15 protein-coding genes are annotated in these 15210 nt (G+C 45.2%); 8 read left to right on the forward strand and 7 right to left on the reverse strand.

From position 1 onward, the window contains the following. The first annotated feature begins 56 nt into the window (after nucleotides 1-56). Nucleotides 57-413, forward strand: coding sequence for a hypothetical protein (locus tag J3U67_RS03870; protein WP_100140754.1), 357 nt, complete (start codon nucleotides 57-59; stop codon nucleotides 411-413). On the opposite strand, the gene J3U67_RS03875 is transcribed toward J3U67_RS03870, so the two are convergent. After that, entirely contained in the window at nucleotides 414-539 is a 126-nt protein-coding gene (locus J3U67_RS03875; RefSeq protein ID WP_257381141.1) for a hypothetical protein, read from the reverse strand. Between the two features lie 430 nt (nucleotides 540-969). Between J3U67_RS03875 and J3U67_RS03880 the strand changes: the two genes are divergently transcribed. From J3U67_RS03880 to efeB, 5 genes are all read left to right on the forward strand, one after another. After that, complete coding sequence (locus tag J3U67_RS03880; RefSeq protein WP_100140756.1) at nucleotides 970-1515, forward strand: iron transporter; 546 nt, start codon at nucleotides 970-972, stop codon at nucleotides 1513-1515. A gap of 98 nt (nucleotides 1516-1613) precedes the next feature. Next, nucleotides 1614-1949, forward strand: a complete 336-nt coding sequence (locus J3U67_RS03885) for a cupredoxin domain-containing protein (RefSeq protein ID WP_100140757.1) — start codon at nucleotides 1614-1616, stop codon at nucleotides 1947-1949. A gap of 14 nt (nucleotides 1950-1963) precedes the next feature. Next, nucleotides 1964-2794 carry an FTR1 family iron permease gene (locus J3U67_RS03890; RefSeq protein WP_267403896.1) on the forward strand — a complete coding sequence of 277 codons (831 nt, stop codon included), beginning with the start codon at nucleotides 1964-1966 and terminating at the stop codon, nucleotides 2792-2794. Beyond that, nucleotides 2791-3681, forward strand: a complete 891-nt coding sequence (locus J3U67_RS03895) for an EfeM/EfeO family lipoprotein (protein ID WP_267403898.1) — start codon at nucleotides 2791-2793, stop codon at nucleotides 3679-3681. The genes J3U67_RS03890 and J3U67_RS03895 overlap by 4 nt, the downstream gene beginning before the upstream one ends. Nucleotides 3682-3689: 8 nt before the next feature. After that, on the forward strand, nucleotides 3690-4979 hold the full coding sequence (efeB, locus tag J3U67_RS03900; protein ID WP_267403900.1) for an iron uptake transporter deferrochelatase/peroxidase subunit: 1290 nt from the start codon (nucleotides 3690-3692) through the stop codon (nucleotides 4977-4979). Between the two features lie 123 nt (nucleotides 4980-5102). Here efeB and pepN read toward each other — a convergent pair whose 3' ends face one another. Continuing rightward, a complete protein-coding gene (gene pepN, locus J3U67_RS03905) occupies nucleotides 5103-7748 on the reverse strand; it encodes an aminopeptidase N (RefSeq protein WP_267403902.1) in 2646 nt (881 codons plus the stop codon). 89 nt (nucleotides 7749-7837) lie between these two features. After that, nucleotides 7838-9139, reverse strand: a complete 1302-nt coding sequence (locus tag J3U67_RS03910; protein ID WP_267403904.1) for an MFS transporter — start codon at nucleotides 9137-9139, stop codon at nucleotides 7838-7840. Nucleotides 9140-9488: 349 nt separating this feature from the next. Here J3U67_RS03910 and J3U67_RS03915 point away from each other — a divergent pair, with 349 nt between their 5' ends. Continuing rightward, nucleotides 9489-10886: an amino acid permease gene (locus J3U67_RS03915; RefSeq protein ID WP_267403906.1), complete on the forward strand. Its 1398-nt coding sequence runs from the start codon at nucleotides 9489-9491 to the stop codon at nucleotides 10884-10886. An 85-nt stretch (nucleotides 10887-10971) separates the two neighbouring features. Here the strand turns inward: J3U67_RS03915 and J3U67_RS03920 are convergent, their stop codons facing one another. The 4 genes from J3U67_RS03920 to J3U67_RS03935 form a co-directional block, all read right to left on the reverse strand. Further along, a complete protein-coding gene (locus J3U67_RS03920; RefSeq protein WP_100156521.1) occupies nucleotides 10972-11769 on the reverse strand; it encodes a thiazole synthase in 798 nt (265 codons plus the stop codon). Nucleotides 11770-12170: 401 nt separating this feature from the next. Next, a complete protein-coding gene (locus J3U67_RS03925) occupies nucleotides 12171-12698 on the reverse strand; it encodes a YagU family protein (protein ID WP_267391540.1) in 528 nt (175 codons plus the stop codon). Between the two features lie 358 nt (nucleotides 12699-13056). Beyond that, nucleotides 13057-13251: a sulfur carrier protein ThiS gene (gene thiS, locus J3U67_RS03930; protein WP_267403908.1), complete on the reverse strand. Its 195-nt coding sequence runs from the start codon at nucleotides 13249-13251 to the stop codon at nucleotides 13057-13059. Next, nucleotides 13248-14366, reverse strand: a complete 1119-nt coding sequence (locus tag J3U67_RS03935) for an FAD-dependent oxidoreductase (RefSeq protein WP_267403910.1) — start codon at nucleotides 14364-14366, stop codon at nucleotides 13248-13250. Before J3U67_RS03935 ends, thiS begins: the two co-directional genes overlap by 4 nt. A 172-nt stretch (nucleotides 14367-14538) precedes the next feature. On the opposite strand from J3U67_RS03935, the gene J3U67_RS03940 reads away from it, so the two are divergent. Further along, entirely contained in the window at nucleotides 14539-14811 is a 273-nt protein-coding gene (locus tag J3U67_RS03940; protein WP_100140768.1) for a DUF3079 domain-containing protein, read from the forward strand. The last annotated feature ends 399 nt before the right edge of the window (nucleotides 14812-15210 follow it).

Genomic DNA, 15210 nt, shown 5'->3' on the forward strand with positions numbered 1-15210 from the left:
TACATGACAAATACAAATAATGTATTTGACATAAACCATGCACAGGGAGACAGACAATGAAACTTCTTGCACCAGACAAGAACACACTGTCCACTGCACTGCACGACAACATACAATTGCAGCATCCCTATGCCCTTTACTATCTACAACAAACCACACCAATCGGCAGTCCATGGCTCAATGAACCAGATGAAGCAGCCGAATATACCGCCTATATCCTGTCTCCTTATATCGTCAGAGCCGATTCAGACTGGCAGGACAGCGGATTGTTGGTTTTCAGGCCCTGTAAAAGTATCCTCAGTGCCGAAACCATGGTGTTTTCATTTTGCAAACAGCGCAATTGGAATCCTTTGCTGTGGAACGGCATCGAACCCATCGCGCAACAAATCTGGCAAGTATTACAAAAATCCTAGTCACATCCTGCCTATGGTGACCACACCATAGGCAGCCACATCAGACTGCACAGATTTCAGCCAGAACATATTTCCGAAAGTTAAACCACAAATATGATCGATAAACGCTGCCGGCAAATCCTTCACCAGCACCCTATCCGGCCGAAGCGATAATTTAACATTACTTAACTTATATATCAATAGCTTGTGCACACTGCAACAATAATTATTTATACCATTTAGCCACAAAATCACAATTTCATACCAATGTTGATTAAACAGATACTGCTCAAAGCTCCGGCAGATGAATGATTCGGCACAAATCATTCATTTATCAATCAAATCATCATACAGAGAGTTATTCAGCAACAGACAGAACCCAGCCCAGTCTAATAAAAAAACCATCAAAAATCAGACATTTCAGCATAGCAATAAATAACACTAAACCAGCGCAAAAAAACACAATTTAATGGTTTTCTAACATTCGTAAAAAGAGTATATTGATAATACTTATCAATTTAATCTAGTCATGCTGTCTCTTACCGATTCAGCATAACTATAAATAGGAAAATCAGACATGCTGTTACAAAAAATTGCGATCGCCAGCGCAGCCCTAGTGTCCATGGCTGCCTTTGCTCAAGAATATCCGATGGGTAAACCCATCATCAAAAATGGAATGGAAATTTCCGGTGTCTACCTCCCACCCATCACCATGGATACTGATGGAATGGATCACAGCAATATGCATCTGCCGGCCAGCAAATCCGATGTCCACATGGAAGCCGATATTCATGCCACAGAAGGCAACCCCAATGGCTTTGCTGAAGGAGACTGGATTCCCAACCTAAATGTAGAGTATGCCGTCACCAAGCTAAACAAAGGCAAATTCGAACATTCAGGTAAATTTATGTCTATGGTGGCCAATGACGGTCCGCACTATGGCGACAACATCAAACTGGATGGCCATGGTAAATACCGTGTTACCTACCGCATCTCCCCACCTACTGCCAATCAAATGGCACGTCATATTGATAAAGAAACCGGCGTAGCACCATGGTTCAAACCATTTGAAGTTAGCTGGGATTTTGATTACACCGGTGTAGGCCGCAAAGGCAGCTATTAATGAATTAAGTCGTACGGACAGGATTATTCTGGTCTTAACCGGCAGAATAATCCTTTCCTGCTTTTCATCAGCACACCATAGCCACAAGCGCAAACATCATGAAAAAAATTTTTCTTATTGTGCTCAGTTCAGTCTGCCTCATGCTTTCCTGTTTAGCCAGCGCTGAAGACAAAGTCACACTGGAATTAAAAATGAAAGATGGCGACATGATGCCTCTCACCCTCAATGCACCGGCCAATAAAATAATCCGCATTAAGGTCACCAACATTGGCAAAGGACCGGTGGAATTTGAAAGCACCCAGCTAGTTAAAGAAAAAGTACTGGCACCCGGCGCCTCTTCAGTAGTAGTCATATCGCCTAAAAAACCCGGCACCTATATCTTTTTCGACGACTTTCATCTGAATAAGCCCAAAGGGCAGCTAATCGTAAAATAACAACAGGATATATAATGGGACAAGTCATCTTTGTTGTCTGGCGCGAATGTTTCGAAGCACTGCTCGTAGTCGGCATTATTTATTCATGGATTAACCGCAACCCCGACAGAAGTAACGGCATGCGCTATCTGTTTGGCGGCATAGGGCTTGGTGTACTGATATCAGTCATACTCGCTTTAATTATCAATGGCGTCTTCAAAGAGCTCAGCGATGACCATCAAACCCTGTTTATGATGGCCATGTCCGCAGTAGCCAGCATACTAATTGTACAAATGGTGTACTGGATGAACCGCCATGCCAAAAACATGAAATCCACACTCGAACAAGAAATGGCGCAGCAGGTAGCGCGCAACTCATGGTGGGGAGCACTCTTCATCATTGCCATCGCTATTGCCCGTGAAGGCAGTGAAATAGTCGTTTTTCTATCCGGTCAGATTATGCAGCTCAATAGTCACAATTACACCGGCTTCTTCATGGCCGTACTAATCGGCATCATTGTATCCGCATTTACCTTTTATGTATTTATCCTCACCAGCCGCTTCATCCAATGGAAAAAATTCTTTACCATCACCGGTGTTGTGCTGTTATTTCTCTCCGTTTCACTGTTATTGAAAGCTGTTGAAGACGGGACCAATATGTTACTCGAACACGACGTATCCATCCCTGATTTTCTCATCAATCCGGCTTGGGATACCTCTCATGTCATTGACGATAGCGGCCTTTTCGGTAGCTTTGCATCATCACTGTTTGCCTATCGTTCGCAGCCTATGTGGATCAGCGTGATCACCTTTGGTTTATTCTGGCTAATAATGGCTCTTTTGTTCTTAAGGAAAAAAACCAAATGACACGGCGTCTGTTTCACACTCTTTGTCTGTGTGCCTTGTTACTGCCGTCTCTTTCTCAGGCACATGGATTATTAGCCCCCATTATCGACGATAGCAATGCCGTCGCAGCCAAAGGCGACATTCCCACCCCGCAAAAATATCATGCGGCCATTCAGGCTTATCAGCAACAGGTCGTTACACAGCTGAAAACTACCCAGCAATACCTTGACTCCATCGTCGCAGCCTGCCGTAACAAACAATTGGCACAGGCTCAGATGGATTATGTCCGCGCACACCAAAGTTACGAACAGATCCGAATTATTGTTAGATTATTTGGCAATGCCGATGAAAACATCAACTCGCGAGCTGATTATTATCTGCAAGGCATTAACGACCCTGCTTTTAGCGGTTTTCATCGTCTGGAATATGATTTATTTGTGCTTAAAGACGTGCAACAGGCACAGGCTGAAGCTGCCAATCTGCAATACGAAATCATCGACCTACAAAAACGCGTAGCTGCCGATGAACTGGATATCGCCAAAATTGTCCAGTCCTCAGCCGATTTTCTAGAAATGATTTTGCAAACCAAGCTGGCCGGTAAAGAAAATCAATACAGTCACAGCGATCTGGCCGATATTCAGGCCAATGTAACTGGCTCAGCGCAAATTGTTCAATATCTGACTCCCTTTATTTCGACACAACAACGCATGTCACTTGATAGTGGATACCAGCAGATTTTTGCCGTCCTACAGCACTATCAATTACCCAATAATCAGTTTCAGAGCTTCAGTCAGCTGAGCCAAACAGACCACGACCGCCTCTATTCTCTGCTCAGCCTCCAGAGCAGCAGGCTGGCACAATTACGTGCGCAGCTGGGCGTAAAGGTTTACTACAAATATCCTCATTGATATCAGTTATGAACAAAAATACCTTAACTCACCAATCTGAAACAGCTACCACAGCAAAAGACAATCCGGCTAGTCCTGCCCGTCGCCATGGCATGAAAATGTTGCTGGCCGGCAGCTTAGGAATGACAGGATTAGGTATCAGCAACACAGCTAGCGCTGCTGGAACTTGTAGCCACGATTACAATCAAGCCGTAGACTATTGGGGCAGACATCAGGCCGGTGTGATTACACCAGATACCAAAGAGGCTATTTTTGTCGCTTTTAACGTTACCGCACGAGACAAAACTCAGCTACAACAATTACTCCAGCTTATTTCTCAGCGCATTGCCTTTCTTACTCGTCCTCAGAGCTTAAGAGCAGACAAAACAGACCAGCTTCCTCCGCCCGAGTCCGGTCTGCTTGGACAGAATATCGCACCCGATTCCCTCACTATCACTGTTGCCGTTGGCGCCAGCCTATTCGATCAACGCTTCGGTCTGGCTCAGCAGAAACCAAAAAAACTGATTCCCATGCCACGATTCCCCAACGACCGGCTGGAGAAATCTTGGTGTGGCGGTGATTTATCAATCCAGTTCTGCGCCAACAGCCGTGAAAGTGTCATCTATGCTCTGCGCGACATCATCCATCACTGTAATCGATATATGGTACCACTTTGGAAAATGGACGGATTTTTACCGGCAAGGGATATTGACCATCACAGCACCGCCATCAATCTGTTTGGCTTTAAAGACGGCACCGGCAATGCAGCCATTACCGACAGCAAACTGATGAACGAGCTGGTATGGGTCACTGCTAATAATCACGAACCAGCATGGTGTCTGGGTGGTAGTTATCAGGCCATCCGCATGATTCGCTTCAATCTGGAATTTTGGGATAGAACACCGCTAGAAGATCAGGAAAACGATTTTGGCCGTTACAAATCCAGCGGTGCCCCTATCGGCATGAAGCATGAGATGGATGATCCGCAAATGAAACGAGACCCGCATGGCGACCGTATCTTATTTGATTCACATATGCGTCGTGCCGAACCACGTATTCCCGAGCGGCACGTAGCCAAACTGCGCCGACGCAGCTTCAGCTATTCACTTGGCGTTTTACCCAGCGGTCAACTAGACATGGGACTGATTTTCGTAGCCTATCAGAACGACCTGAAAAAAGGCTTTATCGATACCCAAAACCGCCTGAATGGAGAACCCCTCGAACGGTATATCAAACCTTTTGGTGGAGGCTTTTACTTTGTCCTGCCTGGCATGGCCAGAGACAACGACTATCTGGGCAAACAGCTACTGGAAAGCTGATGCCTTACACTCAAATCCAGCGTCATTTATGGTTCAGTTGTTTATACACCAATAATAAAGAGCACTACTGTTCAGCAGTAGTGCTCTGAAAAAATATACAGCAGCAAAATAAATTTACATATTTCAGCTATGCAAAATTTTATCTACAATCTCACGGCTGTCTTTAGATAAACCCTCATGTTTCTGAATGCGCTGCAATTGTTCAGCCATCAACGTTTTGCGCCGGGGCTCTAGCCGGTCATACAGATTAAATGCCTGCACCAGCCGTGAAGCCACTTGCGGATTAAATTCATCAATACGCAGAATATAATCCGCCAAGAAACGGTAGCCGCTACCGTCAGCAGCATGGAAATGAGGGATATTACGACTGAAACTGCCTAATAATGAGCGCACTTTATTCGGATTTTCCAAACTGAAAGCCGGATGCTGCAAAGCCTTTTCAACCTGCTGCAATGTGTCTGGACGCTGACTACTACCGATAAGGATAAAATATTTATCCATTACCAGATCGTCTTGCGCATGCCGCTGGCCAAACTGATTCAGCAAGTCATTGCGTTTATCATCAGACAAATGATTTATGGCCGCAAGCATTCCGTATTCATGGGTCATATTAGTAGCACGCTGGCTGAATTCGTTTACTATGTTGTGTAGCAAATCTGCAGTGGCCAACACACCCCAATGCAGTAATGTATTACGCAAACTACGAACACCAGCCAGATCAGGATGATACTCCTGCGGTGCCTGATGCCGGCTGGTACGCTCCTGTTCATCCGCCCATTCACGCCAGTGTGTCAGCGTATCCTGCACACTACTGGCCAGACTCTGCAACAAAGCCTGACGCGCACATACATATTGCTCAGGATTAATTGAAGACACATCTTCCCATAGTTCTGCTTCTGTCGGTACCTGTAGCAAGACCGCTTTATACGCTGGGTCAATATCGGCATTCAAAGCTGAAGTTAGCGCTTGTGCCAGTTCGGCATGTTGCGGAAGCGGCTGGCCAGAAGCCAGTGCATCCAGATTGGAAGCAAATGCACGACGATACAAAGTTTGTGCCGCTTCCCAGCGCGCAAAAGAATCGCTGTCATGTGCCAGCAGCAACATCAAATCGGCATCGCTGTAAGGATAGTCTAGTCGTACCGGTGCACTGAATCCGCGCAGCAATGAAGGTACGACTTCCTTCGCTACATCATGAAATACAAACGTTTGTTCTGTTTGATTGAATACCAGAACCGTTTCTTCAGTTTTATCTGCGGTACCGGCCATTTTAAAAGCGACAGATGCACCATTTTTGTCTAGCAAGCCAATTTTTACCGGAATCACCATCGGCTGTTTATCGGCCATATCCGGAGTAGGCGGAATGAATTGCTGCAGATGCAGGCTGAAAGTTTGATTGTGTGCATCATAGTCGCCATGCGCTTTAATCTGCGGTGTGCCAGCTTGACTGTACCATAATGCAAACTGGTCTAAATTCACACCATTGGCATCCGCCATCGCTGCACGAAAATCATCACAAGTCACGGCCTGACCGTCATGCCGCTGAAAATAAAGCTGCATACCTTTCTGAAAACCTTCTTCGCCCAGCAAAGTATGATACATGCGTACGACTTCAGCGCCTTTTTCATATACTGTGAGCGTATAAAAATTGTTCATTTCCTCATACGAAGCCGGCCGTACCGGATGCGCCATTGGGCCGGCATCCTCAGCAAACTGCATACTGCGCAATACCCTAACATTGTGAATACGACGCACCGCTCTGCTAGCGCGGTCAGCAGAGAATTCCTGATCGCGGAAAACAGTCAGCCCTTCTTTTAGAGAGAGCTGGAACCAGTCGCGACAGGTGACACGATTACCGGTCCAGTTATGAAAGTATTCATGACCGATTACCCCTTCAATGGCTTCAAAATCAGCATCGGTTGCCGTATCACTGCTAGCCAGCACATATTTAGTATTAAATATATTCAGGCCTTTGTTTTCCATGGCACCCATATTGAAATCGCTCACAGCCACGACCATAAATATATTTAAATCATATTCCAGATTAAAGCGGTCCTCGTCCCATTGCATGGCGTGTTTCAAAGATTCCAGCGCAAAACCTGCTTTTTCCCGATCTTCTGGACGGGTATAAAATTTCAGTGCCACTTCTTTCCCACTGCGAGTGGTAAAATTACCTTCCAACACCGCCAATTGTCCGGCAACCAGAGCAAAGAGATAGCTGGGTTTAGCAAACGGGTCACGCCAGCAAACCCAGTGCCGGTCGTTATCCAATTCACCACTGTCAATCAGATTACCGTTAGACAACATTACCGGATAGCGCCGCTTATCACCGATAATGGTAGTGGTAAACTGACTCATCACATCCGGCCGGTCAAAATAATAAGTAATCTTACGGAAACCCTCCGGTTCATTCTGGGTATACAGATTATCGCCAGATTCATACAACCCCATCAGCGTTTTATTCTGCGCTGGATACAATTTAGTGGTAATTTCAAGCTCAAACTGAGTATCCGGTACCGTATGTATTGTCAGTTTTTCATCGGCTATCGCATATTCATGCGGAGAAAGACATTTTCCATTCAGCACAATTTGCAATAATTCAGCACTGCCATCCAGCACACATGGTCTACCTACCTCATGCGGAACAATCATCATGCGATTGCGCACAAGGGTATAAGCTTCCTCTATCGTAAAGGTCAAATCAATTTCTGCCACTGCAAAATCGGGAGCCTGATAATCTTTCAGGTAATGAACCACTTTATTTTCACTCATTGTCTACACTCTTACTATTTAAATCTGTTGTGTCTATTTTACGGCTAACAAGGCCACAATCAAGACTGTCTCATTCCAGACAGGAACTATTATTCGTATTTAACTTGAAACCGACTATCATTCCCAGAGCCTGTACCGGCATCTGGATTATTTTTCATAATCGATAGAAGTAAAGACGCTCCTGCTGATAAGGCCAGCCATACCGCAACAAAACAGATAACCGGAAAATAGCTACCACAATAAACCCGCAGCAAACTGCCCAGCCATGCTGTAAGCAAACCACTTAGCTGATGAATTAGGAAGAAGGCACCAAAAATAAATCCTTTATAGCGGTATCCAAAAATAGTACCGGCCAGACGCGAGATAATAATCACGGTACCCATATAGGTAATGCCGAAAAATATACCAAACAACGGCACCATCACTGGTTCAGGCCACAATACCAACGCCATCAGTGTGGCACAGCGCAGTAGAAACAACATACCCAAGAGCAATGGCAGCGATACTTTTTTCGACACTATATAGCCAATCAGCAAACTTCCCAGTGCCTCAGATAAACCAAGCAGACTGAGCGAAAAACCGGTCAGTAGATTAGCAGCGGTACGATGCTGCAATATTTCCTGAATAGCGGGCACATAATGCACATCTATAAAAATCATCGACGTACCACAGCCTGAAAAAGCAAGTGCAGCCAGTAAGAATCTGCGGTCGAAATACCAGTAGCGCGGCAGAGACGCAAGCGTGGTTTGTTTGACAGCCTGTGCATTTGGCTGGGTGAAAGGAGCTGTTACAGCACGTAACGCTACTGGTATTTTCACCGGAGTCCGTCCGAGACAGTTTAGCAACGCTGGTATAACAGCCAGAGAGGCAAATATTGCAGCCAGCACTGAGCACAGCATGGGCCATGAAAGATAGCCTTCCAGATAAATCCAAATCGGCGAGAGAACCATCAGCCCTACGGCTATACCATTTGTGGCCAGCACATAAGCTAGCTGACGCCGTTCAGGCATCACATACATATCAATCAGAATACTAACTGGTACAAAAGTCAAAGCCGCCATTGCATATGCGGCGAACAGCAGAAAACCGAGCAAAAAAGTCAAAAAACTATTATCAGAAGAAAACAACAAAAATGCACACGCAGCAGACAACATGCCAGACAACAGTACATAGCTGGCACCACAACGGTCACACAGCTTTCCGACCATTGCTGAAAACACCCCTTGCGCCAAACCAAAGAAACCGCCAGCCAGAGCCATTGCCTCAATACCAACACCATAATGATGCACCAGACCGGTAAAATTAATTTGGTAGACACCCTTTATAGCCGTACTGATAAACATCACCATAAAGCCGTAGCCTACCACCAATCCAGTCAGGATCGCGCGCATGGAGTATTTCTCCCTAAAATTAGTTTAATTATTATTTTTAAAGTTAACCTGAAACGCATACAATATACCTTGAAACCACAACATTAATACAACATCTTTCCATATACAACCACTACATTGAGATATTGACAGCAACTGTAAAAAACTGTGATACAGTAATGGGCATTAGGCTGTCTACGCTACCCAATCATTGGGTGCTGTATCCTACAAATAACGTACTGCTACGGCTGTGATACAGCCTGTTAGTGATGAAAATACATCCGCTTAAGATAACCCGTTACTCTACATTCATCCGTCAAAATCACACCATGAGTTTACTTCCTGTTTTCAAGTTTATAGAGGATAAAACATGAACCGGCCGCCCGAATTAAAACGGACTCTGAAAAACAGACATTTACAACTGATTGCCATCGGCGGAGCAATCGGCACCGGCTTGTTTATGGGATCCGGCCGCACCATTAGTCTGGCCGGCCCTTCCGTACTGTTTACCTATATCATCATCGGTACATTTCTGTTTTTTGTCATGCGGGCCATGGGTGAATTACTCTTGCATAACCTGCAATACAAATCTTTTGTTGATTTCACAACGGATATCCTCAACCCTACTGTTGGATATTATGTTGGGTGGTCTTACTGGTTTTGCTGGGTGGTGATTGGCATGGCCGATATTGTCGCTATTACCGGCTACACCCAATTCTGGTGGCCGGAGGTACCCCTGTGGCTACCCGGTATAATCTGCATCATCATTCTGCTAACGCTCAATCTGCTATCAGTGAAGCTTTTTGGCGAGCTGGAATTTTGGTTTGCGCTGATTAAAATTTTGGCCATTCTTGCTTTAATTGGTTGTGGCGGTTATCTGCTCATAACCAGTTTTGTCAGCACCAACGGTATTCAAGCCAGAATCAGCAATCTGTGGTCGTACGGAGGCTGGATGCCTCACGGGTGGTCTGGTTTCTTTGCAGCCTTCCAAATTGCAATATTTGCCTTTGTTGGTATAGAGCTTGTTGGTACTGCTTCAGCCGAAACTGACGATCCCACCACTACACTACCGGCAGCCATCAATAAAATACCGGTACGTGTGATTGTTTTCTACGTATTGGCTCTGACTATCATCATGACCGTCACACCATGGAGTATGGTGGCACCAGACCGCAGCCCGTTTGTTAACATGTTTACGCTCATTGGCATCAGCGCGGCCGCTACAATTATTAATTTTGTTGTACTGACTTCCGCGCTTTCTTCAGCCAACAGCGGTATGTACTCCACTGGCCGCATGTTGTACGGCCTATCTCGCAACGGGGTAGGTCCGAAGGTATTTGCCCGTTTGTCAGCCTCCGGCGTACCGCAAAACGGTTTGTTATATTCTTGTGCACTATTGCTGATCGGCGTCTTTCTGCTTTATGCCGAAGGTGATGTCATGAAAGTATTTACCATTGTGACCACTGTTTCCAGCATCTGCTTCATCTTTGTCTGGGCAGTAATCCTAATTGCCTATTTACGCTATCGTCGCCTTTTCCCAGAAGCACATGCGCGCTCCGTTTATAAAATGCCGTTTGGCATTCCGATGTGTTATGTGTGTCTGATATTTTTTGCGTTTGTGCTGTATTTGTTTAGTCAGGACAAAGATACGCTTACCGGACTGGTAGCCACTCCAGTCTGGTTTATCCTGCTGACCCTGTTTCTGCCTTTGTATAGGCAGCAATTGAAAAAACGCATTTCCTATACCGATTCAAAGCACAACCATTAACGACAAAAAATCTGTCCTGTTTTAATGCAGCCACTACACCAAAACAGGACAGAATAATAAAATAACGTGCGTACACACTTTATTTTTAATCGTTATAGTCAGGATAATGCCAGAAAGGTTGACCTAGTTGTGGCGTAGAAGCCTGTGCATTATGCCGCGGTACAACCGGCGTCGCTTCATAAGCCAGTCTGCCGGCCTTTACCGCCTGAGCAAAAGCTTCTGCCATCAACACCGGAGCACCACTGCGTGAAACGGCAGTATTCAGCAGCACCCCATCAAAACCCCATTCCATTACAGCTGCCGCATGTGAAGGCAATCCCAGCCCCGCATCCACAAGTAATGGAGTATCAGGTAAATGTTCACGCAGCACATGCAGGGCATATTCATGCACGGGTCCCAGTCCGGTGCCAATCGGTGCTGCCCAGGGCATCAAAGCCTGACAGCCGGCATCAAGTAAACGGCGGCAAGCTATCAGATCTTCCGTACAATAGGGCAATACCTTAAAGCCATCTTTAATCAGGATATCTGCCGCCTGTACCAACTGAAACACGTCCGGCTGTAAAGTATGGTCATCGCCAATCAGCTCCAGCTTAATCCAGTCTGTGGCAAAAACTTCGCGTGCCATCTGCGCTGTTGTTACTGCCTCTTGCACACTCAGGCAGCCGGCTGTATTAGGCAAAATAGGCAAATCTAGTTCCTGTAGTAATCCCCACAGACCCTGACCATGCTCTGCCGAAGTAGCACCCTGCCGGCGCAAAGCCACTGTTATCATTGCCGGCTGAGATTTTCTAACTGCTGCCCGCAGTATTTCCGGATTGGGATAAGCAGCGGTTCCCAGCAGCAAACGACTTTCAAACTGCTCATTATATAGTTGTAAAGCCATCAGCTCTCTTTCCGCAAAACAGTAATATCGAATATTGTCCAAACAGCCGCCAAGCACTGTCCAGAAGAAGAAAGACTAGATTTTATAACCAGAACAATATCTTTGCATCTGATTTCAATTAATAGGAAAAATCAGTTAGTACAAAATGAAAAAGCAGGCAGTAGATTGAGTATTTATCTTATTTTCATAATTCATTATGAATAAAATAATCAAGCTTGGAAATAAACCGCACAACAGAGCAGAGGTCAGACACAAATATAAAAATGCCCATGACACTTATCCAGTATCAAGCGTCACACTGACACTTCATTATATGGATAAACATGGGCAAAAACAAAAAACTATCTCTGCTGATAGCCGGAATATCAAGAAATTCAGCATCCGGCCATCATTACTCTAGTCTACTGAAATTCTGGGTCTGGTTTTTTAGTCAGACGGTTACGCAAATCGCGGCGGAAAATTTCAATAGTCCACATCCACAGCAAGGTACCAATCAGCTCAGAAAAGAGCTCATCAAACGGCAGATTCCACGGAGCAGGCGACAAATTCATAACTGGCAGCATAATACCGTGGAACAAAATAGTTACCCCAATACCAAAGGCCATTCCCTGCCATAATTTTACTTTAGGAAAAATTTCTGCTGCCATGCAGTAAATGACAGCCCAGACAATAGAAAACAGGATGTGTATCAGACTGCCACCCCAGTTCACTACTTGTTCGGAATAAGTGTAAACCATATTGTGAATATCAATACCCATATCCTGAATCATCTGAATCGGAGGCGGCACACGGTCTGGTGTGCGCGGTGGCATGATACCTTCGGTACCAGATTTCACAAAAGCCGAAATCAGCCCCCCCATAATACCGGCAAAAAAAGCCACCCCAAAACTGCGGCTGGCCGGTTCGGTACGAGCAAACAGATTAGACATAATTAACGCCCTTTTGATATGTTAACAACAACTATTGATTTGTATTATTCATGTAAAACAGGGGCGCAAGTGTAAATGTAGATTAAAGGCAAAATCAAGCAAATTTACCCTTCTGCGTTATCCAAAACCGTATATATGACAATATCAATTATTATATCAGCCTTGAAGATTAATCAGCATATTGATATTACTGAAAAATAAAATACGATTACTTTTATGGAATATTTAGCCTGAAATTTACTGCTTTATTTAAAAGTGAACAGAACACCCACTTCAGCTTTAGCCAGCACGGGCAAAGACGAGCAACAAAAAACCCTGTATGCATACAGGGTTTGCCTACAACCATTTTGCTACCGTACTAACCGCCCACTACCGGACTCACAATGTCCACTTTATCCTGCTCCTGCAAGACATAGCCACCATATTCCTTACGGGCAACAAAAGCAGTGTTTACGGCCACTGCAAACGGTGTTTCAGGATTAATATGCACAACCAGCTCACTTAGCGTGCGGCCATCAAACTCTATTACCTCATCATTAACGCATAATTTCATTTTACTGATTCTCCATTCTGGCTTACCGGCACAACGTCTATGTCATAGCGCGCGTCTGCATCTGGAAGTGGCTGCTGTTGCATCAACGCCTGCATAACCCGCATAGTAGCCAGACTGACAGTAGGTGAAATCATAAACCCATGCCTAAACAATCCATTAACAGCTACCAAACGATTTTGTACATCATAGCGTATTTCCGGATTTTCATGATTAAGTGTCGGGCGTAGCTGCGCCAGACTTTCCAAAATTCGTGCTTCACCAAAAGCCGGATGAACGCAATGCAGAGCAGACATGAGCTCCAGCCCGCTACGCACACTCAGCGGGCTGTCATCTTCACTTTCAATCTGAGTAGCACCAATTACAAACAAATGGTTCTGTTTCGGCGCAATATAAATAGGATAGCGTGGATGCAGCACCCGTACCGGCCGGTGAAGCGTCACATCTGGAGCATGAATACGCAGCACTTCTCCCCGAACACCACGCAGACGGCTACTTGCCTGATTGTTCCAGCTTTTTTTACCTCCAAAACCACGACAATCCAGCGTCCATTCAGCCAATTTTGCACATTCAGCCGGCTCACTTTCGCGTTCCCAATAACAGGTTACCTGCCGGCGCTCAAGCATATCTGCCAGTGCCAGCAGTGTCTGACGATTATCCAACTGGCCTTCTGTTGGTAAAAACAGTCCTTGCTGAAAACGGCCAGCCAGCTGCGGTTCTTGTTCATCAATTTGCTGACTGTGCCAATGCTGACAGCGACTGCTATCCTGATGAGCCCGTTGCAAATCTCGTGTAAACTGCTGAGCCAGCTCTCGATCCTGCGGATGCCAGACAATTAATGATCCATTCTGCTGCATGAATACCGGAGTTGGAAATGTATCCACCCACTTACGCCAGATTGGCAAACTGGAATATCCCAACTGAACCACCAACGGCGTGGCTTCTACCGCTTCAGCTGTAGGCGCCAGCATCGCTGCCGCCGCAAATGCAGCGCTGCCTTCTCCATTTCGATTACCGGCATTGAACAGCACCACTTTAGGGCCCTGTTCTGCCAGTAACCACGCAGTCAGACGTCCCAGCAACCCACCACCCAAAACTGCAACATCATATTGTTTCATTGCGCACCTGTCATATTAAACTGAATTTTTATCTGTTCCTGAATCAAGCATAGTTTGTTTTGGCAAAAATATTTTTCCGACAAAACATTACACCGCACCCAGTCTTCCCCCGCTTGAACAAACCGGCTTCAGCGGGTATAACCGCAGATATACCTCAACAATAGACTTTACCATGGCCAAGGTTTTCCCCCTGCATCCTAAACACCCCGAACGAATCTGCTGGGGCTGTGATAAATACTGTCGTGCCGATGATTTACAATGCGGCAATGGTAGTATCCGCATTCCGCATCCGTGCGAGGATTTCGGTGCACAATGGTATCTTGAGGGTGATTGGTCCGGCTTGCTGTCTGAAACACAACGCAAACAAATTACCGCTTCTAACCAGCCATCAGCAAAAGAAATCAAACCGCACAAACCGCATATCAAACTAACGTTAAAAAAATAATCTTATCCTGATATCACTGCAACTAGTCCAGATTGACAAAACCTATCTTCAACACAGACCAATAGCCAAAACCTACTCAAACCTAATTTATTTCGTCCATCGTTAGCAGAATAAATTAAAGAGCATCACAGGCACTGGCTAAACAAAACACATTAATCCTAGCCGTTTCAATCACACAAAATATCAAGTTAAATATTATTGTAAAAACATTACTTTAATTTGAGAATTATTTTACAGAAATAAAACATAAAAAGATACGCTGATCCACTCAGGTACCAGCGCGATGAATGCAATAAGTTTCATCGTTATCTCCCCGAAAGACTCAATCCAAGGTTGAAAACAACAAAACATAAAAAAAGACAAGGCCTCATGCTTTCAACAGCCAGCCAATATCGCAAT

This window comes from Snodgrassella sp. B3837, assembly GCF_026535955.1.
Classification (GTDB): domain Bacteria; phylum Pseudomonadota; class Gammaproteobacteria; order Burkholderiales; family Neisseriaceae; genus Snodgrassella; species Snodgrassella alvi_E.